The sequence below is a fragment of the Arthrobacter sp. SAFR-044 genome (assembly GCF_051965175.1).
GTDB lineage: Bacteria > Actinomycetota > Actinomycetes > Actinomycetales > Micrococcaceae > Arthrobacter.
Genome location: NZ_JBQCMK010000009.1, coordinates 181,843 through 202,647, shown reverse-complemented (window position 1 = coordinate 202,647; position 20,805 = coordinate 181,843). Strand labels below are relative to the sequence as shown.

At 67.5% G+C, this 20,805-nt stretch carries 18 protein-coding genes; 11 read left to right on the top strand and 7 right to left on the bottom strand.

Annotation, left to right across the window (positions count from 1 at the left end; all coding sequences use genetic code 11):
• Window positions 1-20: 20 nt before the first annotated feature.
• On the bottom strand, window positions 21-539 hold the full coding sequence (locus tag ACTHQS_RS15335) for a DinB family protein (RefSeq protein ID WP_440170558.1): 519 nt from the start codon (window positions 537-539) through the stop codon (window positions 21-23).
• 40 nt (window positions 540-579) lie between these two features.
• Window positions 580-3,108: a DNA gyrase/topoisomerase IV subunit A gene (locus tag ACTHQS_RS15330; protein ID WP_440170556.1), complete on the bottom strand. Its 2,529-nt coding sequence runs from the start codon at window positions 3,106-3,108 to the stop codon at window positions 580-582.
• A gap of 76 nt (window positions 3,109-3,184) precedes the next feature.
• On the opposite strand from ACTHQS_RS15330, the gene ACTHQS_RS15325 reads away from it, so the two are divergent.
• The 5 genes from ACTHQS_RS15325 (at window position 3,185) to ACTHQS_RS15305 (ending at window position 10,377) form a co-directional block, all read left to right on the top strand.
• Entirely contained in the window at window positions 3,185-5,869 is a 2,685-nt protein-coding gene (locus tag ACTHQS_RS15325; protein WP_440170554.1) for a bifunctional acetate--CoA ligase family protein/GNAT family N-acetyltransferase, read from the top strand.
• 41 nt (window positions 5,870-5,910) lie between these two features.
• Window positions 5,911-6,654, top strand: a complete 744-nt coding sequence (locus tag ACTHQS_RS15320; protein WP_440170551.1) for a DUF5998 family protein — start codon at window positions 5,911-5,913, stop codon at window positions 6,652-6,654.
• A 1-nt stretch (window position 6,655) separates the two neighbouring features.
• Complete coding sequence (locus ACTHQS_RS15315) at window positions 6,656-7,882, top strand: alkaline phosphatase family protein (RefSeq protein ID WP_440170548.1); 1,227 nt, start codon at window positions 6,656-6,658, stop codon at window positions 7,880-7,882.
• Entirely contained in the window at window positions 7,875-8,624 is a 750-nt protein-coding gene (locus ACTHQS_RS15310) for a thymidine kinase (protein ID WP_440170545.1), read from the top strand. Before ACTHQS_RS15315 ends, ACTHQS_RS15310 begins: the two co-directional genes overlap by 8 nt.
• A 97-nt stretch (window positions 8,625-8,721) precedes the next feature.
• The gene (locus ACTHQS_RS15305) at window positions 8,722-10,377 is read left to right on the top strand and encodes a DUF222 domain-containing protein (protein ID WP_440170542.1); all 1,656 of its coding nucleotides are present in this window, start codon (window positions 8,722-8,724) and stop codon (window positions 10,375-10,377) included.
• 111 nt (window positions 10,378-10,488) lie between these two features.
• On the opposite strand, the gene ACTHQS_RS15300 is transcribed toward ACTHQS_RS15305, so the two are convergent.
• From ACTHQS_RS15300 to ACTHQS_RS15290, 3 genes are all read right to left on the bottom strand, one after another.
• Entirely contained in the window at window positions 10,489-11,073 is a 585-nt protein-coding gene (locus ACTHQS_RS15300) for a dihydrofolate reductase family protein (protein WP_440170540.1), read from the bottom strand.
• 129 nt (window positions 11,074-11,202) lie between these two features.
• Complete coding sequence (sepH, locus tag ACTHQS_RS15295; RefSeq protein ID WP_440170538.1) at window positions 11,203-12,534, bottom strand: septation protein SepH; 1,332 nt, start codon at window positions 12,532-12,534, stop codon at window positions 11,203-11,205.
• Between the two features lie 129 nt (window positions 12,535-12,663).
• Window positions 12,664-13,152 (bottom strand): DUF3093 domain-containing protein, encoded by a 489-nt coding sequence (locus tag ACTHQS_RS15290; protein WP_440170536.1) that lies wholly within the window; start codon window positions 13,150-13,152, stop codon window positions 12,664-12,666.
• A gap of 115 nt (window positions 13,153-13,267) precedes the next feature.
• Between ACTHQS_RS15290 and dut the strand changes: the two genes are divergently transcribed.
• The 4 genes from dut (at window position 13,268) to ACTHQS_RS15270 (ending at window position 15,727) form a co-directional block, all read left to right on the top strand.
• On the top strand, window positions 13,268-13,786 hold the full coding sequence (gene dut / locus ACTHQS_RS15285) for a dUTP diphosphatase (RefSeq protein ID WP_440170533.1): 519 nt from the start codon (window positions 13,268-13,270) through the stop codon (window positions 13,784-13,786).
• 108 nt (window positions 13,787-13,894) lie between these two features.
• Window positions 13,895-14,608 (top strand): DUF3710 domain-containing protein, encoded by a 714-nt coding sequence (locus tag ACTHQS_RS15280; protein ID WP_440170531.1) that lies wholly within the window; start codon window positions 13,895-13,897, stop codon window positions 14,606-14,608.
• A gap of 100 nt (window positions 14,609-14,708) precedes the next feature.
• Window positions 14,709-14,960 (top strand): hypothetical protein, encoded by a 252-nt coding sequence (locus ACTHQS_RS15275; protein ID WP_440170528.1) that lies wholly within the window; start codon window positions 14,709-14,711, stop codon window positions 14,958-14,960.
• Window positions 14,957-15,727, top strand: a complete 771-nt coding sequence (locus ACTHQS_RS15270) for a DUF3159 domain-containing protein (RefSeq protein ID WP_440170526.1) — start codon at window positions 14,957-14,959, stop codon at window positions 15,725-15,727. Before ACTHQS_RS15275 ends, ACTHQS_RS15270 begins: the two co-directional genes overlap by 4 nt.
• Before the next feature lie 118 nt (window positions 15,728-15,845).
• Here ACTHQS_RS15270 and ACTHQS_RS15265 read toward each other — a convergent pair whose 3' ends face one another.
• A complete protein-coding gene (locus ACTHQS_RS15265; RefSeq protein ID WP_440170523.1) occupies window positions 15,846-16,604 on the bottom strand; it encodes a potassium channel family protein in 759 nt (252 codons plus the stop codon).
• Window positions 16,601-17,275, bottom strand: coding sequence for a potassium channel family protein (locus ACTHQS_RS15260; RefSeq protein WP_440170520.1), 675 nt, complete (start codon window positions 17,273-17,275; stop codon window positions 16,601-16,603). The genes ACTHQS_RS15265 and ACTHQS_RS15260 overlap by 4 nt, the downstream gene beginning before the upstream one ends.
• A 118-nt stretch (window positions 17,276-17,393) precedes the next feature.
• Between ACTHQS_RS15260 and ACTHQS_RS15255 the strand changes: the two genes are divergently transcribed.
• Both ACTHQS_RS15255 and ACTHQS_RS15250 read left to right on the top strand, forming a co-directional pair.
• Window positions 17,394-19,370 (top strand): APC family permease, encoded by a 1,977-nt coding sequence (locus ACTHQS_RS15255; RefSeq protein ID WP_440170518.1) that lies wholly within the window; start codon window positions 17,394-17,396, stop codon window positions 19,368-19,370.
• A complete protein-coding gene (locus tag ACTHQS_RS15250) occupies window positions 19,367-20,755 on the top strand; it encodes a class I SAM-dependent RNA methyltransferase (RefSeq protein ID WP_440170516.1) in 1,389 nt (462 codons plus the stop codon). The genes ACTHQS_RS15255 and ACTHQS_RS15250 overlap by 4 nt, the downstream gene beginning before the upstream one ends.
• Window positions 20,756-20,805: the final 50 nt, after the last annotated feature.

Below are 20,805 nucleotides of genomic sequence, written 5' to 3'. Positions count from 1 at the left end.
CCGCAGCAGGAACCCCGCCGTCAGCCGTCGACGTCGTGGAGGTGATGGACTACGTCGTGCAGGAAGTATTGGGAGAGCGTCAGGACGGTGAACTCCGAGCCGTTGCTGCGCAGCCCCTTGCGTCCCCAGTCGTCTTCGGGGACACGGGCGAAGGACTCGGCGGCCTCGTGCCCTTCCGCCGCCAGTTCCGGACCCACATCCGACGGGTCGGCGTTGGCGTAGTCCTTCTCGATGGCTGTACGGTCCTGGTCCCAGTCGGCGAAGCGGGTGTCATCCTCCGTGAGCATCAGGTTCAGGCGCTGGTTGAAAAGGGCGAAGACGTCCCGCACGTGGCATGCGTACTCCAGCGCCGACCACGTCTGCCCGTCGGGGCGCTCTGCCGCGTCCGGCCGGCGGAGGACCGCCAGCCACCGGGGGATCATGCTTTCGATGCTTCCGGGGACCGTGGCGGGGGTGGCCGTGGAGGCGTGGAAATTGCATTCCGGGCAGGGCCGGGACAGGACCCAGGTCCAGTTCTTTTCATCAGGAACGATAGGCATGGGAGCAGTCTAAGCTGTGCGCCGTCAGTGGAGGCAGCCGCTACTCGGCGGTTTCCCCGGCTGCGGCCCCGTCCGTCCACGCCATGGCCGGGCCCACCACGTCCACGGCCTGGGAGAGCGGGACGCCCGAGCCGTCGCGGCGGCCGTGCTCCTGCGGCAGCGACCGCGCCACTCCACCGGCGGAGGAGGCCTTGGCCGGTCCATGCCCTGCCCAGGCCAGCAGCAGCATGTCCTCACCCTTCAGGAACCGGTGCGCCCGGACCCCGGCCGTGGCACGCCCCTTCGCAGGGTATTCGGAGAAGGCCGTGACCTTGGCCGTGCCCGGGGCGGTGCCTGGGAGGGCGCCGTTGGTACCGGCGATGGTGACCACGACGGCGGCCTCATCCTGGGGCTTCACGGCACCAAAGAAGATCACCTGGTCACCCGCGGCGAGTTTGATGCCAGCCATGCCGCCGGCAGTGCGGCCCTGGGGGCGGACCACGGCTGCGGTGAACTTCAGCAGCTGGGCCTCCCGGGTGAGGAACACCAGTTCGGTGTCATCGCCACCGGCAGGAGCCACTCCAACCACCACGTCCTTGTCCTTGAGGGTGATGACCTCCCAGTCTTCACGGTTCAACGGGTAGTCCGGCTGGACGCGCTTCACCACGCCCTGGGCGGTGCCGATGGCCAGGACTTCGTCCAGCCGTACGAACGCCACCAGGGACTCACCCTTGACGAGGGTCAGGAACTCTTTGGCCGGAACGCCCCCCGCAAGGTTGGGGAGGCCAGCCACGGGGGCCAAAACCGGCATGTCCATGACCTGCAGCCGGAGCATGCGGCCCAGCGAGGTGACCGCAGCGATTTCGCCCCGGGCCGACGTCTTGACCACCGACGTGTACACGTCATGCCTGCTGCGGGGACCTGCCTCGGCCAAGGGTTCCTGGTTGCCGGTGCGCGCCACCTGCCCGGAGGCGGTGAGGATGGCCCAGCAGGGGTCGTCCGCGATCTCCAGGGACAGCGGCACGGCCTTGCCCTTCTTGCCGTCGGCCGCCGCAGGATCGGCAGCAGCGACGGTGGGGGACACGGCCTCGGATTCCAGCAGCACGGTCCGGCGCGGCGTCCCGTGTTCCTCGGCAATCACGGCGAGCTCGTCGGAGACCACCGTCCGCAGCAGTTCCTCCGAGTCCAGGATGGCCTGCAGTTCCGCGATCTCCCGGCGCAGCTCGTCCTGCTCCTTCTCCAGCTCGATCCGCGAGTACTTGGTGAGCTGGCGCAGCCGCAGTTCCAGGATGTAGTTGGCCTGGATCTCGGTGAGGTCGTAGATGGACATCAGCCGCTCGCGGGCCGCCGCGGCCTCGTCCGAGGACCTGATGATCTGGATGACCTCGTCGATGTCCACGATGGCGATCAGGAGGCCCTCCACCAGGTGCAGGCGGTCCTTCTTCTTGCCCAGTCGGTAGACGGTCCGGCGGCGGACCACGTTGATCCGGTGGTTGACGTAGACGGACAGCAGGTCCACCAGGCCCAGCGTCTGCGGCTGGCCGTCCACCAGGGTGACGTTGTTGATGCCGAAGGAGTCCTCCATCGGCGTGTACCGGTAAAGCTGCTGCAGGACCGCGTTCGGGTTGAAGCCGTTCTTGAGCTCAATGACCAGCCGCAGCCCGTGCTTGCGGTCGGTCAGGTCCACGATGTCGCTGATGCCGGTCAGCTTCTTGGCGTTGACAGCATCCTTGATCTTCTCGATCACCTTCTCCGGGCCCACCATGTACGGCAGTTCCGTAACCACCAGGCCGGTGCGGCGTGCAGAGAGCTGTTCGATTTCCACCTTGGCGCGGGTCTTGAAGGACCCGCGGCCCGTGGCATAGGCGTCCCGGATGCCGTCCAGGCCCACGATCCGGCCGCCGCTGGGCAGGTCCGGTCCCGGCACGAACCGCATGAGGTCATCCAGCGTTGCGCCAGGGTGGGCGATCAGGTGCCGGGCAGCGGAGATGACCTCCACCAGGTTGTGCGGGGCCATGTTGGTGGCCATGCCGACGGCGATGCCCGTGGCGCCGTTGACCAGCAGGTTGGGGAAGGCGGCGGGAAGGACGTCCGGCTGGGTCAGCTGGTTGTCGTAGTTGGGAACGAAGTCCACCACGTCTTCGTCCAGGTGGTTGGTCAGCGTGAGGGCGGCCGCCGCCAGCCTGGCCTCGGTGTACCGCGGGGCTGCCGGGCCGTCGTCGAGCGAGCCGAAGTTGCCGTGCCCGTCGATCAGGGGCAGCCGCAGCGAAAAGTCCTGGGCCATGCGAACCATGGCGTCGTAGATGGCGGCGTCACCGTGCGGGTGCAGCTTGCCCATGACCTCGCCCACCACACGGGCGCTCTTGACGTGGCCGCGGTCCGGGCGCAGGCCCATGTCGCTCATCATGTACAGGATGCGGCGCTGCACCGGCTTCAGGCCGTCCCGGGCATCAGGCAGGGCGCGGGAGTAGATCACCGAGTACGCGTACTCCAGGAAGGAGCCCTGCATTTCGGACGTCACGTCGATATCGACGATGTTTTCCGTGTAGCTGTCGTCCACGATGGGTTTTGAACTTTGCCGGCGGGCCATGGGGTTTGGTGAATCCTTCTGCGGTTACTGCGCAGCCTTTGGGTGTGCTGCGATAGTTTTTGGCTAGGCTAAGCCTATGGTGGATCAGCCCGGGGACGGCGAATATCCGGAACATTGGGAAGCCGATGTCGTCCTGCGTGACGGCGGGACAGCGCATCTGCGGCCCATCCACCCGTCGGACGCGGACGCCGTCCAGGCCTTCCATACCGGGCAGTCGCAGAATTCAATCTACATGCGCTTCTTTGCGTTCAAGGCCAGGCTGTCCGCCAAGGAGCTCAAGCGCTTCACCGAGGTGGACTACAAGGACCGGGTGGCGTTCGTCATCACCATCGGCGGCGAAATCATCGGCATCGGCCGCTATGACCGGCTGACCGATCCCACCGAGGCGGAGGTCGCCTTCAACATCGCCGACGCCCACCAAGGGAGGGGCATCGGGTCCATCCTGCTGGAGCACCTAGCCGCCGCAGCGCACGAAAACGGGATCCGGAAGTTCACCGCCGAGGTCCTGCCGGAGAACCGCAAGATGCTGATGGTCTTCTCCGACGCCGGCTACGACGTCAAGCGCCACTTCGACGACGGCGTCGTCAGCCTGGAGTTCAACGTCGACCCCACCGAAAAATCCCGTGCCGTGATGGAATCCCGCGAGCACCGCGCGGAGGCGAGGAGCGTCCGGGAGCTGCTGGCGCCGTCGTCCGTTGCCGTCATCGGGGCCAGCCGCAAGTGGGGGACCGTGGGGTACCAGCTGCTGGAGCACATCATCGAGGGCGGTTTCCACGGCCCGGTCTACGCCATCAACCCGGAGGCGCTGGAACTGGCGGGCATGCTGTCCTACGGCAAGCTCTCCGAGGTTCCCCAGCCCGTCCAGCTGGCCATCATCGCAGTGCCCTACGAGGAAGTGGCCGGCGTGGTAGAAGAGTGCGCCGCGGCAGGGGTCAAGGGTGTGGTGATCGCCTCAGCAGGCTTCGCGGACGACGGCGAACGCGGGCTCCAGCGGCAGCGCGCCCTGGTGCGCCAGGCCAGGGCCAACGGGATGCGCGTTATCGGGCCCGCATCGCTGGGCATCGCCAACACCCACCCGGACGTGTCACTGAACGCCTCCATGGCGCCCAGCATGCCGCTGCGCGGCAGCCTGGGCCTGTTCAGCCAGTCGGCGGCCATCGGCGTCTCGCTGTATGCCGCCTCCAGCCGGCGCCGGCTCGGGCTGTCCAGCCTGCTCTCCGCGGGCAACCGGGCGGACGTCTCCGGCAACGACATGATGCAGTACTGGGAGGACGACGCCGATACGTCCGCCGTCGGCCTGTACCTGGAGTCGATCGGCAACCCCCGAAAGTTCTCCCGCATCGCACGCCGGCTGGCACGCACCAAGCCGGTCATCGTGGCCAAATCGGACACCATGGGCCTCCGCCTGCCGCCGGGGCACGCCGTGCGGACCACGCAGGCGCCGGCCGGGGCACTGGACGCCATGCTTCGCCAGTCCGGGGTGATCCGCGTCGAAACCGTTGAACAGCTCGTGGACGTCGCCCAGGTGGTGTCAGGCCGCCCGCTGCCTGCCGGAGCCGACGTCGCCATCTTCAGCAACTCCCAGGCGCTGGGCAACGTGGTGGCAGACAGTGCGGCAGCGCACGGGCTGGGAGTGGCGCAAGTGGTGTCCGGACTCGACCTGGACTCCGGCCAGTCGGTGGCCCTGCCCGCGCTGCGGACGGCCCTCCTTGACGCCCTTGCCTCGGACTCGGTCCACGCCGCGGTCGCCGCACTGCTGCCCGCCCGGGGGCTGACCGTCGACACGGTGGCCAGGGTCCTCGCGGAATGTTCCGCCAGCGCAGGGAAGCCGGTGGTGGCAGCCTTCACGGGAATCCTTGACCCCGCCATCAACGTGGAGGGCCTGCTGGGCGTCGAGGGCTGCACCGTCCCCTGCTTCTCAAATCCCGGCGCCGCCGTCGCCGCCCTCGCCGCAGTGGTCCGGTACGCCGAATGGGCCGCGCGCGACCAGGGGCACTTCGTGGAGCCTGCCGGCTGCGACCCCCGGCAGGCTGCGGCAGAGCTCGACGAACTCCTGCGGGACGTCACGGGCGAACAGCTCAAGCAGTTGGACCCCGCGGCAACGGCCTCGCTGCTGCGGCATTACGGCATTACTGTCCTGCCCTCGGCCCCGTTCACCACCCCGGATGAGGCCGTTGCCGCCGCAGACTCACTGGGCTGGCCGGTGGTGCTGAAGACCACCGAACCTGCCCTCCGCCACCGGCTGGACCTCGGCGGCGTGCGGCTTGGCATCGAGGACGCCGAATCGCTGCGCCTGAACGTGCTGCAGATGCGGCGCGCGCTCGCTGCCTACGGAAACCCGGCACTCGAAGTCCAGGCCATGGCGCCGGTGGGGCAGGCATGCACGTTCCGGGCCATCGAGGACCCGTTGCTGGGGCCGGTGATCTCGTTCGGCCTCGCCGGTGACGCCGTCAACCTCCTGGACGACTGGTCCCACCGGGTTCCACCGCTCTCCGCGGCGGACGTGCACGACTTCATCCGGGCGCCCCGGGCGTCCCGCAAGCTCTTCGGTTACCAGGGCCTGCCCGCCGTGGATGTGCAGGCCCTCGAGGACCTGGCCGGGCGGCTGGCGTGGATGAAGGACAACCATCCGGAGATTGCGCTGGCGGAATTCAACCCTGTCCTGTGCGGCACCTCAGGCGTCACGATCCTCGCCGCCGACGTGCGGATCGGCAACGCCGCACAGCGCACGGACAGTGCCCGCCGGGCCATGCTGGGCTGAGGCGGTTAGCAAGTGACCGGACGATCTGTGAAAATGGGGGCATGAGCTTCCAGCCTCCCGCGTCGGCGCCCCAAACGCCCGGCAATGAAAACCAGGCAGTCCGCCAGCACAGCTCACACAACCACGGGGCCCAGGGCCAGAGCCTGGAGGATGCGCTGCAGAAGGCAGGGTTCTATCCGCGCCTGGTGTCTGACGTCGTCGACGATGCACTGGATGACCGGGACTGCGTGGCCCACCTGGTGCACCTGGAAACCCACTTCGACAGGGCAGAAGTGCGCCGCCACATCACCGTCCTGGTCCTGACCGCAGACATGCTGGTCATCACCCATGTGGACGACCAGCAGCTGGACGAGGCAGGGGAGCAGATCGTCGCCCAGATCTCTACCGAGTCCGTTCCCGTGGCCCAGATCCGGTCGGTGGTCCTGAGCTACATGTACGCACAGCCGCAGAACTACAAGCCGTCCGATCCCGTCCGGGAACTGACGCTGTCCATCGCGTGGTCCGGCGGCCAGCGGTTGGACATGGGCCCGGCCAGTTGTGGCGATCCGCAGTGCGAAGCGGACCACGGCTACACCGGAACCATTGCGCAGGAGGACATCGTGCTCCGCATCAGCGCCGAGGCGGACGGGCTCCAGGCCGTGCAGGACGCCAAACTCTTTGCCCGGGCCCTGCGGGCGGTCAACACCGGTTCCGCCGCTCCCGTATCCCACGCCCAGTCCATGGCGCCGCGGCCGCGGTCCGGGGTGTTCGGCAACCGGCTCAGCCGCGGGCACCAGCAGCGCTGAGATGCCGGAAGACCGCCACCACGCCGTACAAACCTCCGGACGCACTCCCGACCTTCCGCCCGCTCCCGCCTATGGGCACCGCTCCATCGCCGAAGTCCTGACCAGCGCGGCGGCCAGCCTTGGCATGGAGGATTTCACCAATACCTTGGGACTTCCGGCTGCCTCCCGGGTGTGCGTGGTGCTGGCGGACGGTCTGGGCCGGAACCTCCTCAAGCAAAAGTCCGCGCACACGCCCTTCCTGCGCTCGGTGTTGCAGGCCGGGCAGGGGGATGTCCCGGTGTGGCTGGACTCCGCCTTCCCCTCCACCACCGCAGCGGCACTGTCAAGCTTCGGGACGGGACTTCCTGCCGGCCAGCACGGCATGGTGGGCTACGACGTCCTGGACCCGGACCAGGACAAGGTGGTCAACCTGCTGGGGAACTGGGATCCAGGCGTCAACCCGTCCGAGTGGCAGCCTTTCCCCACAGTGTTCGAACGGATCGCCGGACAGGTGGAGGTCAGCACCGTCAGTCTCGCCCAGTTCGACGGCTCACCCATGACCCGGGCCGCACTGCGGGGCGGCAGGTTCATCCCCGGGGCCACGCCCCATGCCCGGACTGCCGCCGCTGCCGAAGCCATGGCAGCCTCCGGCCCATCGCTCATGTATTTCTACGTCAACGACCTGGATAAGGCCGGACACCGCTACGGCTGCCGTTCCGAACAGTGGGAACACCAGCTGGAAGAGCTCGACGCCACCGTCAAGCGGCTCAACTCCGCCCTTCCCGCGGGCACCACCATCCTGCTCACGGCGGACCACGGGATGCTGGACGTGGCCGAACCGCAGCGGATTGATTTCTCCACGGACCCTGCCCTGGTGGAAGGTGTCCGCCATACTGCAGGTGAGCCACGGATGGTGCACCTGTACCTGGCGGAAACGCACCTGTTGGCCGGCGGCCGCGACCGGCTGGTGGCCGCGTGGAAGGCTAGGTTCGGTGACCGGGTCTGGGCTTTCACCCGGGACGAGGCCGTTGCCGGGGGACTCTTCGGCGACGATGTCCGGCCGGCTGTTGAAGGCAGGATCGGTGACGTCATGATCGCGGCGCGGGACGCCGTCGCGCTTTACGATGGCCGGCGCATGCGGCCAACCGCCATGGAAGTGGTGGGCCAGCACGGCTCGCTGACCAAGGCCGAGCGGGAGGTCCCGCTGCTCTGCTTCACGGCCGAAGGAAGGAACCGCCGGCGTGGCTGAGCTCATCTTCTTCTCCGGCACCATGGACTGCGGAAAGTCCACCCTGGCCCTGCAGATGGACTACAACCACCGGGCCCGCGGCCGCGGCGGCGTGCGCTTCAGCCGCAACGACCGCGCCGGTGAGTCCCGGATCTCCAGCCGCCTGGGCCTGGAGACGGACGCCGTGGAGGTGCTGGACAGCACCGACTTCTGGGAGGAAGTCATGCTCCGCCGCACCCAGGGCCGGCGCGTTGACTACCTCATCTGCGACGAGGCCCAGTTCTACACGCCCGAACAGGTGGAGCAGTTGGCCAAGGTGGTGGACGAGATCGACGTCGACGTTTTCGCGTTCGGCATCACCGCTGACTTCCGCACCAGGCTGTTCCCCGGCTCGCAACGCCTGATCGAACTCGCGGACCGGGTGCAGGTGCTCCAGGTGGAGGCGCTGTGCTGGTGCGGCCGGCGCGCCACGCACAATGCCAGGACGGTCGACGGCGTGATGGTTACCGAGGGTGCCCAGGTTGTGGTGGGGGACGTGGACATGGTGGTTGAAGCCGCTGTCCCCGAGGCCGGGCATGTACCCGTGGTGGGATACGAGACGCTGTGCCGGCGCCACTTCATGCGGCGGGTGACCGCGCATGGCGCGTCTTTGATGGCACAGCAGGACCAGTTGCTGCCGTTCGACGTTGACGCATGCCTTTGGCACGGCTCCGGCGGACCTGGCGAGGGCCGGGGGATCCACGGCCAGGGCAGCAAAGGCTGACCCTGCCGGGCACCCGCCGGCATTTCAATCCGGGATGAAGAAGCGCTCTGTTCCACCTCCGATCTTAATTGTCGTACCCCCTTGTCATGATTAGTTCATGGGGAAAGCAGCGGTGACTAAGGCGTTAGCGGACATGCGCGCTGCCCTTGCCGTGCTCGTTTTAGAGGTGGACGGTTCTGGTCCGGAGCCGTTTTCTGTGGGTGATCCGTTGGCTGGTTTGGCGGATGGTTGCCTGGACATTCTTGCCGGTGCCCGTGAGGTGGAAGCAGGGATCGCTGCGTTGAAGGCCAGGGCTGCTGTGGCGTATGCGGAGAGCGCCCATGCTGTGGCCGGGCCGCGGGTGCCGGTGCGGGCGCAGGAGATGGCGGTGGCCGCGGAGATCGGGTGCGTGCTGGCTTTGGGTCAGCGGGCGGCGTCCTCGTTCCTGGCGACCTCCCACGCCGTGACGACGATGTTGCCGCGGACGCTGGCGGGGTTGCAGGCCGGGGTTCTGTCCTGGGGCCATGCGGTGGTCATGGCGGACGAGACCGCGTGCCTTGATGCAGTGGGGGCGGCGGCGTTGGAGGCGCATTTCCTGGACCCGGACGCACCAAACCCGGCAAGGGGATGCCCTCCGGGGGAGATGCCGGCGCACCGGTTCAGGGCCAAGGCCCGGACGTGGCGGGAACGCCACCAGGCGGAGAGTATCGAGAAACGCCACGCCAAGGGGGTGGCTGAGCGGCGGGTGGAGTTCCGGGCGGACCAGGACGGGATGGCGTGGCTGTCGGCGTATCTGCCCGCGGCTCAGGCGCTGGCCGGCTGGAATCGGCTCACCGCTATCGCCAGATTCCAGCAGGGGCCGGAAGAGTCCCGCAGCATGCCCCAGCGGCGGGCGGATAACTTTGCCGATGCGATCCTCGGGAGCGGCAGTCTCACGCAAGGCAGCGGCACCTGTGCCGCGCGTGCACGCGACACTAACAGCGACGACGAGGACGGCTGCGGGGACGGCGCGGGTGGCGCCGACCGCCCTAGTCCCAGTGATGATGCCGGGCGGCAGCCTTGGTCTTCGCCCATCCGGGCCCAGGTTCTGGTCACGGTCCCGGTGTACTCAATGATGGGGCTGACCGAAGAGCCGGCGATGCTGGACGGGTACGGTCCCATCCCGCCATCAATGGCCAGGGAGCTCGTGGCCAACGGTGCGGGGTCGTTCTACCGGGTCCTGGTGGACCCGCGGGATGGGGCACCGTTGGAGATCGGCCGGACCAGCTACAGGGTGACCGGCGCGATGCGTGCCTGGTTGCGGATGCGGGACGGCAAGTGCCCGTTCCCCGGCTGCAGCAACAACTCCCTGGACAACGACGCCGACCACATCCTCGCCTGGGCCAACGGCGGCACCACAGGGATCAGCAACCTGGGACAGCCCTGCCCGAAACATCACAAACTTCGCCACAGCACCGGCTGGAATCCTACCCCCGCCACGAAGAATGAACCACCCGGTTGGACCTCACCCTCCGGCCGCCACTACCCGAGCGAACACCAAGACTGGGAACCAGTCCGATGGCCTGCCGGGTTCCTGCAACGTGCACGGAGCCGACCCGAAAAGCTCAGCCTGCAAGGTGAACCGCAGCTGCCCGAAAAACGGAGCCTGCCCGAAGAACGGAGCCTGCCCGAAGAACGGAGCTTGCCCGAAAAATTGGGCTTCAGCAAAGAACCAGCCCTCCTTGAACAGCGAAGCCTTCTCGAAGACGCGCTCTGCCAGCATCTCGCCTCGTGACAGTCCAAGCGCGCGGGTTCGACATGCGCGAGCCGCCGTTCCGCGATGCGCTGCGTGCTGAACCTCGCGTCAGCGGCCGCGCTGCCAGCCTGCTGTCAGCCCAGCCTGCTGTCAGCCCAGCCGGCGGTAACGGATGTGGGTGGCCAAGGGAGAGTGGAGCACCTCGACGGGTTCGAAGCCAAAGGACTCAATCCCGTCAAAAATCCGTTCACCCGAGCCGAGCAGGACCGGAGCGATGTCCAGGGTGAGCTCGTCGATGACGCCGGCGGCCAGCGCCTGACGGACAGTGGAGGCTCCGCCGGCGATATCCACCCCCTTGTCCCCGGCGGCATCGAGGGCCGCGGCGTAGGCCGCGTCGAAGCCACCGGTGACAAAGTGGAAGGTTGTCCCGCCCTCCATCTGGATCGGATCATGGGCGTGATGGGTGAGGACGAACACGGGTGCGTGGTAGGGAGGTTCGGGGCCCCACCATCCGCTCCATTCCTCGTCCCAGTCGCCACGGACGGGCCCATACATGTTGCGGCCCATCACATATGCGCCGCGCGGGCGCATGAGCCAGTCGGCCGCAATACCGTTGGCCTCGTTGGCGCGGGGATCCCCGATATGCCAGCCGTGCAGTTCGAGTCCCCGTTTGCCCAGCGGGTTCTCTCGGCTTTGGTCAGGCCCGGCGACGAAGCCGTCCAGTGACATTGACATGTGGCAGGTGGTATCCGGCACAGCAAACCTCCCGGGATGATTGCAGCTTCTGACCGATTGGGTGCGGGGAGCCTAGCATGCAGGAGGGGCAGGATCGACCCTCGGCGCATCGGCCGGAGGCAAGTGTTTCTAGTCGCTCCGCGTGCCGAAGACGATTTCGTCCCAGGACGGGACGCTGGAACGCTTGGGGCGTGCAGGCCGTTCCGGCGCCTCGGTCTCGGGCAGTTGTCCGGTAGCGGGCGATGCATCGGACTGCTTGGGTGCGGGGCGGCGGGGGTTGCTTCCCAGCAGTTCATCCAGGCCGGCGCCACCGGAGTTGCCGGACCCGGCTGCAGGCGTGGCACCGGTCGGCTTCTGTGGGGACGCCGCGATGGTGATTTCCCGGGTGTCGGTGCTGACGCCGTCGTGAAGCCGCAAGGCGTCATCATGGCCGTCCCGGTGGGGCGGAAGCAGGCTCAGCCGTGACAGCATGGACGGCCTGGCGTCCCTCCGCCGGATGAACGAATCCCCCTGCGCTGCCGGTGCTTCCTGCTGCCCGTCCTGCGCTTCGGGGTCCTCTGCTTCAGGCTGGGCAGAGGCCTCTGCCACCACTTCGGAAGGCCTCGGGTGTGCTGCCGGGACGCCGTGCGCCAGGAGCAACGCCAGGGCGTCGTCCGAATCCTCATCGACGCCGAGCCGCTGGCCCCGCCGTGACCGGAGCATGTCCAGGAGGCCGTCGGATTCCTTCCCGGAGTCCTGGCCGGCACCCTGGGCGACGGGGGAAGCCTTGGAGGAATCCGCGTCAGTCTCAAAATCAAAGGGACGGTCGGAAACCGCTGTGAGCCGGCGGGCGGGAACAGGACCGTCCAGCGGTTCGAGTTCGCTCAACTGCTGCGCCCAGCGGTTGGTGTTCTGCAGTGATTTGCGTCCGGGGCTGAAGGTCCACAGCGCGGGCGGTTCCTCCCCGATTCCGGAGGTTCCGCCGGGCTTGGCCTCGAAGCTTGCCGAGACAGTCCAGGTGCCGTCCTGGCGCCGCCACGAGTCCCATTCCACCGTTGCGGGGTCGATGCCGTGGGCGGAGAGACGATGGGCCACCATGTCGTCCAGCGTCGCCGGGTTGTCACCGAAAGCAGATCGGTAGGCGTCGTGGCCGGGGGAGGGCGCCGCCACTTCAACCTTCCGTGCCTGTTGCGCAACGTACTCACGCTCCGCCAGGACCGGGCCTTCGTAGCGCTCCACCTTGGCCAGCGGCATCCCGGACAATTCCGCGACGTCGGCAGCGGTGGCGCCGGCACGGATCCGGGCCTGGATGTCCCTGGGAGACATGGGAACGGCAGGCCGCTCCGTCCGCACTTTGGCCGTGCCCCGGCTGGCCGTCCTGAGGGCCTCATCGATCGGCAGCTGGAACATCTCGCCGCCGGCCCCGCTCAACAGGAGATGCGTCCCGTCGTCGTGCACGCCTACAAGCCGTAGATCCTGCATACAAATCCTCCACCCTGGCATTACTATCAATCGAAACTCTGCCACCCGGCGGCGCCGATTTGGCTCAAGAAGCAGGGCGCGCCGTGATTTTCCGCTTCATCCGCGGCCGGAAGGAGAAAGGGGGCAGTGTCAGCGCCGGGCCAGGGCTGCTGTCAACTGGTCCGGGTGACGGGTTGAGGCCAGCCAATAGGGGGTCCGGTCGGCAGGGTCGTTGATTTCGATCTTCACCACGGGATCGATCCAGCCGCGGATGCAGAGATAGGCCAGTCCGTTCAGCCGCGTGCCGCGCTCTGCCGTCGCTTCCTCCGACGTGAATTGCTGCACACTGCCTACAAACCGGCGCTCGATGGTGGCCCGGCCCACGGTGAGGGCGTCCGCTGTCACAGTGATGACAGGCGTGGAAAGGACCAGGAGGACCGTGATGATGGCCAGGAGCACCAGTGCCGCCGTGTAGCCCGCGGCCATACTGATGGGGGCGAAGACCAGGATCCCGGCTGCGGATACACCGGCCGCTATAACCCAGATCCAGGCGTTGGGCCACAGCTTCTCCCTGTAAATGACAGGTCCCCCGGTGGAGGGTGTACTGGGGACGGGCGCAGGGGAGCTTGATTCGGGCATAGCCCCAGCTTTCCACCTTTGTCGCGCCATTTCACCTTGGGTCAGGCCTTCCGCCGAACTCCTTGCTGCGGGCTTCTTAGGACTGACTCGGGGGCGCGGGTTAGAGTGAGTGACTGTGACTGATCATCCCGCCACGGTAGACCTTGTTCCGGACGCAGCATCTCCTGCCCCTGCCGCCCCCACCCTGCAGGTCCAGTTGAAAATGCTGGACCCGGAGCTGGAAGCACCGTCCTACGCACACCCGGGCGACGCCGGGGCGGACCTCCGTGCCCGCGAAGACGTGGTCCTGCTGCCGGGAGAGCGCAAACTGGTCCCCAGCGGTGTCGCGATCGCACTTCCCGAGGGATTCGTGGCCCTGATCCACCCCCGTTCCGGCCTGGCCACCAAGCACGGACTCACGATCGTCAATGCCCCCGGCACCGTGGATGCGGGCTATCGCGGCGAGATCTCGGTAACCCTGCTGAATACCGACTCGTCCCAGCCGATAGAGCTGCGGCGCGGCGATAGAATTGCCCAAATGGTCATCCAGCGGGTGGAGTACGCCAAGTTCATTCCTGTCAGCGAACTGAGCGGTTCCGTGCGCGGCACGGGCGGCTTTGGGTCCACTGGCGGCTTCAACGTTCCCGGAGCCTGACCCCGGGGACGCACCCGCTGCCACGCCAGCACGCACGACGGCGGGACCTCCACGGTTCCCGCCGGCACCATTCAGAACTGGCACTTTTTCAGGATTAAGGAGTCACCCATGGTCTTTGGACTCGGCAGGAAAGCAAAGAACGATGAGCCGGCGCAGCCAGCCGAAGAGCTGACGATCGCGGAGGCCGGAGAAGGCACACCGGGCACCGCCGCCCGCCGCCAGGACGGCCCCTTCGACGAAGCCGAGATCAGCAGCCGTGACGGCTTCGTCGACCTCGGCGCCCTGCTGATTACCCCCAGTGAGGGCCTCCAGCTCCGACTCGAGGTGGAAGAGGCAACGCAACGGGTAGTGGCAGTCACCCTGGACCTGAACGGCTCCAGCCTCCAGCTGCAGGCCTTCGCCGCCCCCAAGACAGAGACGCTGTGGGACGAGATCCGCGAACAGATCGGCCAGTCGGTCGGGGCGCAAGGCGGCCAGGTTGAAGAGGTGGAAGGCGCTTTCGGTACCGAACTGGTGGCCAAACTTCCTGCCGGACTTCCCGATGGCAGCCAGGGCTATCGGGTGGCCCGCTTCATCGGCGTTGACGGCCCCCGCTGGTTCCTGCGCGGCGTCCTGGGCGGGCCTGCGGCGCTGGAACGCCCCGCCGCCGAACCGCTCGAGGCCCTGTTCCGGCAGGTCATCGTGGTCCGCGGCGACAGCCCCATGCCGCCGCGCGACCTTCTGCAGCTGAGGCTGCCCAAGGACGCATCAGCCACTCCTCCGCCCGCCGCGCCCACCCTGGAGGAGCCCGAACGTGGTCCCGAAATTACCCAGATCGGCTGAGCCCCCGCAGGAGGGGACCGCGCAGCCACCGCGTGGGATCACGCCCCTGGGCCAACTGCCGGACCGGGGCCGCATCATGTGCCAGGGACACATTGAATCGGTGACGTTTGTTCCTGCCGACCGGACTGCTGAATTCAGCGCGATCGTCTCCGAGGACGACGCCGCACGTCCCGCCGGCCCGGGACAGGGCAGGCCGCCACGGCTCCGTGTCGTCTGGCTGGGCCGCCGCCGCGTGCCGGGCATCGAAGCAGGCGCGGAAATCCGGGTCGAGGGGATGCTTGCCCGCGGTAAGGACATCCCTACCATCTTCAATCCGCGCTACGAGATACTGTCCCGCCAGGAGAACGAATGACCCCGCACCAGCCCGAACAGCCAACCGGCCCCGAGAACCCCGGCCGGAGCGCACAGCAGGGCGGGCCGCAGGCCGGGGGTACGTCCCCCGTGGCCGGGCTGGCCGCTGAGTATGCGGCGAAGGCCGGGCTCCACCGCACCCACGACGGAAGGGTGGACGTCCTGCGGAGCGCCGGGGGAGTGCAGGGCATCGCCGAGAGCATCGTTCCCGGCCTCGTCTTCCTGGTGGCCTTCACCATCACCCGCGAGCTCACCCTGTCCCTGGTTGCGGCCCTGGCGTCCGCAGCAGTCTTCACGGTGGTGCGGCTGGTCCAGCGGCGCCCCCTGACCCAGGCGCTGGCGGGTGTTGCCGGCGTCGGCATTTCGGCCTGGTTGGCCAACACCACCGGCAAGGCGGAGGACTTCTATCTTCCCGGCTTCTTTGCCAACGGTGCCTACATCCTGGCGATGGTCCTGTCCATCGCGGTGAAGTGGCCCGTGGCGGGGCTCCTGTTCGGCTTTATCCGGAACGAGGGCGTTGAGTGGCGCAAGGAACCGGCACGGGTCAAGGCATACCGCTTGGGTACCTGGATCATCGTGGCCGTCCTGGCGCTCCGGCTCATCGTGCAGGTGCCGCTGTACCTCATGGGCACCGAAGGCCTCGCCGCACTGGCCACCACCCGGCTCATCATGGGCGCACCCCTGTACATCCTCGGGGTATGGGTGGCCTGGCTGGTGACCCGGCCGGCTCCGGCCGACCCTGAAACCGGCGCGGACCGCACCGCCTGACAAACCAGGCCGCCTGACGCACCAGCTACCGGACGTACCAGCTACCGGACGCACCAGCCACCCGGCGCACAAGCTGCTTGATGCCCAAGCAGCTTATGCCCTGGGCGCGGCGGCCGGCCTAGCCGTCGAAGCCGTCGTCGTCCAGGGCATGGCCGTGGCTGCCGGCTGTGGCCGGCTGGCCGTTACCCGCAGCCTGTTCGCCGGTGTCGATGCTGCCCGGGGCGGAGGAGAGCAGCTCCCGCAGTCCGTCCTCGGCGGCGATGGTGGTCACGAAGAAGAGCTCGTCGCCGCCGTCGATGACGTCGTCCCGGCTGGGCGTGATGGGTGCCTGGTCCCGCAGGATGGCCACCAGGGTGGCGTCCTCGGGCCAGTGGATGTCACCGACGGTCATGCCGATGACGTGGGAATCGTGGGGCACGGTGAATTCCACCAGTGATGCCACGCCGGTCTGCAGCGTCAGCAGGCGGACAAGGTCACCGATCTCCACTGCCTCCTCCACGAGGGCGGTCATCAGCTGCGGAGTGTTGACGGCGACGTCGACGCCCCAGGAGTCGTTGAACATCCAGTCGTTCTTCGGATTGTTTACCCGGCCCACGGTGCGGCCAACGCCGAACTCCGTTTTTGCCAGCAGGGACACCACCAGGTTGACCTTGTCGTCGCCCGTGGCGGATACCACGACGTCGGCGTCCTCCACCTTCGCACCCTGCAGCGTGGAAAGCTCACAGGCGTCGCCCACCAGCCAGTGGGCGCCCCGGAGGCCGCTGCGCCCGATCACCTCGGGTTTGAGGTCGATGAGGAGGATCTCGTGCTTATGTGCCAGCAATTCCCTGGCGATGGACGATCCGACGCTGCCGGCGCCGACGATAACGACTTTCAATGGTTCTCCTTCGCGGGGGCTTTGGCGAGGATCTGTGCGATCTGGGCGCTGCGGTCCACCTGCAGCATGGCGTGCACGGTGTCGCCGTCCTGGTAGGACGTTCCGGCGTCCGGCAGCAGGCCCTCTCCGAAGCGGGTGAGGTAGGCAACGCGGACATCGGCAGCCTTTTCGATGCTGCCGATCCGGTGTCCGATCCACCCGGAGTCGAGGTCCAGTTCAGCAAGGACCAGCCGGCCGGAAGGCTCACGGAAGTCGCCTGCGAGATGCTGTTCGGGAAGGATGCGGCGCAACACCTGGTCCGCGCTCCAGCGGACGGCGGCCACCGTGGGGATGCCCAGGCGCTGGTAGATCTCGGCGCGTCCCGGGTCATAGATCCTGGCGACGACATGCGGGACATGGAAGGTTTCGCGGGCTACCCGGGTGGCAAGAATATTGGAGTTGTCACCGCTGGAGACGGCAGCGAAGGCATACGCTTCGCCGACCCCTGCCTGCTTGAGGGTGTCGCGGTCAAAGCCCACACCGGTGACCTTCCTGCCGGTGAAGCCCTGGCGGAGCCGGCGGAAAGCGCGGTCGTCCTGGTCGATGATGGCCACCGAATGGCCGGCATCCTCCAGTGTGTGCGCCAGGGTTGCCCCCACCCGGCCACATCCCATGATCACGAAATGCGCCACCGTATCTCCTCTGTATTTATGTCACGATCGTGCAGCTAGAACTCTACCGGCATAGCCCCTGGCAGGCGTGGCCGGGGCCCGTCATGACATCCTCCGCGAATCAGACTAGCTTTGTGGGGTGTTGACAATACTGAACGCCGTCAAACGCGTGCTGGTAGGCAGGCCCTTCCGCAATGACAGCCTGTCCCATACCCTGCTCCCCAAAAAGATCGCACTGCCGATCTTCGCGTCCGACGCACTGTCGTCCGTAGCCTACGCACCCGACGAGATCCTGCTCACCCTGGCCCTGGCAGGGGTCAGTGCGGTAGCGATTTCGCCCTTGGTTGGTTTGGCCGTGATGGTGGTGCTGCTGACCGTAGTGGCCTCCTACCGGCAGAACGTGCACGCGTACCCGTCAGGCGGCGGCGACTACGAGATTGCCAACGAGAACCTGGGCAAGTACGCCGGCCTGACCGTGGCGTCGGCCCTTCTGGTGGACTACGTCCTGACGGTGGCCGTATCGATGTCGTCGGCAGCCGCGTACCTCACCACGGCTGTACCGTCACTGCACGGTGAGCAGGCCGTCATCGCCACCATCGGCGTCGTCATCCTTGCCCTGGTAAACCTCCGGGGCATCAAGGAAGCCGGCAGCGTCTTCGCCGTCCCCACCTACATCTTCATGGCGTCCATCCTGGGCATGACGGCGGTGGGCGTGTTCCAGGCCACCACGGGGCAGCTGGGGCAGGCGCCGTCGGCTGCCTTCACCATCGTCCCCGCAGAGGGCTTCGACCAGGGCCTCGTGGGCCTCGCCGGCGCCTTCCTGCTGCTGCGCGCTTTCTCCTCCGGCGCCGCGGCACTCACCGGCGTAGAAGCCATCAGCAACGGCGTCCCCAACTTCCGGCACCCCAAGAGCAAAAACGCCGCCACCACCCTGCTGCTCCTCGGGGTGATCGGCGCCGCCATGCTGGCCGGCATCATCTACCTGGCCAACGCCACCAAGGTCCACATCGTGCTGGACCCCGCGAAGGAATTCCTGCTCAACGGCAGCCCGCTGCCCGAGGGCTACATCCAGAACCCGGCCATCAGCCAGATTGCGCAAACCATCTTCGGCGCCGGTTCCATCCCCTTCTACATCGTGGTGGCCGCCACCGGCGTCATCCTGGTGTTCGCATCCAACACCGCCTTCAACGGCTTCCCGGTCCTGGGCTCCATCCTGGCCCAGGACGGCTACCTGCCCCGCCAGCTGCGGACCCGCGGCGACCGGCTCGCGTTCAGCAACGGCGTCCTGGCCCTCGCCGCCGGCGCCCTGGTGCTCATCATTTCGTTCGATGCGGACGTCACCAAGCTCATCCAGCTCTACATCGTGGGCGTCTTCATCTCCTTCACCCTCAGCCAGCTTGGCATGATCCGGCACTGGGGCCGCGAGCTGAAACTTGCCAAGGACAAGGCCGTCAGGCGCAAGATGATCAAGTCGCGGACCATCAACAGCATTGGTTTCGGCATGACCGGGCTGGTGCTGGTCATCGTGCTGATCACCAAGTTCCAGCAGGGCGCCTGGATCGCCCTGCTGGCCATGTTCATCCTGTTCCTGATCATGTGGAGCATCCGGGCCCACTACGACAACGTCGCCAAGGAGCTCGCCGTGGACGAGGACTCCTCGCCGCGCGCGCTGCCCACCCGGGTCCACGCAGTACTGCTGGTGTCGCACGTCCGCAAACCGGTGCTGCGTGCACTGGCCTACGCCCGCGCGTCCCGGCCCTCCCGGCTCGACGCCATCACGGTGGACATCGATCCGGACGAGACGGCACACACCATCGCGGACTGGGAAAAGCTCGAGATCCCTGTGCCGCTGACCGTCCTCGCCAGCCCCTACCGCGAGACGGTGACGCCCATCATGGAGTACGTCAAGCAGATGCGCCTGGACTCCCCGCGGGACCTCGTGGTGGTCTACATCCCGGAGTACGTGGTGGGCAAGTGGTGGGAGCAGCTGGTGCACAACCAGACCGCCCTCCGCATCAAGACCCGGCTGCACTTCGAACCGGGAGTCATGGTGGCCAGCGTTCCCTGGCAGCTCAAATCCTCCGAAGAAGCCAAGAACCTCCAGGACGTCCAGTGACCGCCAGAAGCTCTGCCACCACGCAGCCCGCAACCGACGAAGCCGGCCACACCGGGGAAGAGGCTGTGCTCGACGTCGGGCCGGTTGCCCACGGCGGGCACTGCGTGGCGCGCCATGAAGGCCGCGTGGTCTTTGTCAGGCACGCCATTCCAGGGGAGAAGGTCCGGGTCAGGCTGACCGACGCCGCGGACGGCGCCAAGTTCTGGCGGGCTGACGTCATCGAGGTGCTCGAAGCGTCCCCCGACCGCGTCGAGCACTTCTGGCACGTGGCCGATTCCCCGCGCGCCTGGGGCCACGGCCACCCTCCCGTTGGCGGCGCAGAATTCGGGCACGTCACCCTTGCCAGGCAGCGCAGCCTGAAAGCGGAGGTGGTTGCCGAACAGCTCACCCGCCTGGCCGGCTTCGAGCAGTTGCCCTCCGCCTGGACAGGCGAAGTGGAAGCAGTGGGGGAGAAGGACGACGGCGGCAGCGGCCTTGGGTGGCGCACGCGGGCCAGTTTTTCGGTCACCCCCGGCGGCAGGCTCGGGATGCACGCCCACCGCTCCAACCACATTGTTGCGGTGCGCGAGATGCCCCTGGCCAGCGAAGCCATCAACGCCCTGCGCCTATGGGACCTGGACCTGCAGGGCATCGAACGGGTTGAGGTGGCCGCGCCGGCCAACGGTTCCCGGCCCCTGGTGCTCCTGGCCCCCGCGCCCGGCACCAAGGACAAGCGGCTGCGGGCCATCGCCGCGGCACTGTCCGCCGAGGCGTCGGTGGCGGCATTCGATCCGCTGACTTCCACGGTTACGCAGCTCCGGGGACGCACCTGGGTGCAGGAATCCGCCGCCGGACACGAATACCGGGTGACCGGCGAGGGGTTCTGGCAGATCCACCGCGACGCGCCCGGGACACTTGTGGGGGCTGTCACACAATTCCTGGCGGAGGGGGACTTCCTCCACCCCGGTGCGGTGGTCGCCGACCTCTACGCGGGCGCCGGGCTTTTCACCGCCGTCCTGGCCGACGCCGTGGGCGGGACCGGGTCCGTGCTTTCGGTCGAAGGGGCGCCGGGCGCCAGCCGCGATGCCCGGAAGAACCTGCACTCCGCACCGCGGGTGGAGGTGGTCCAGGGGCGCGTGGAGCGGGTCCTGCGCCAGCAACCACGGAACTTTGACGCCCTGGTCCTTGACCCGCCCCGGGCCGGAGCCGGGAAGGCCGTCGTCGGACAACTCGTTGCGTCACAGCCCCGGGCCATTGCCTATGTGTCCTGTGATCCGGCGTCGTTCGCACGTGACCTCGGTTACTTTCGCCGCTCAGGGTGGGGGCTCGTCGGGCTTCGGGCCTTCGACCTGTACCCCCACACCCACCACCTCGAGACGGTGGCACTGCTGACTCCGGCTCCATGATGCCGCCACGGTTTTCGACTACGATGGCCGTGGTAGTCCCACGTCGCGCC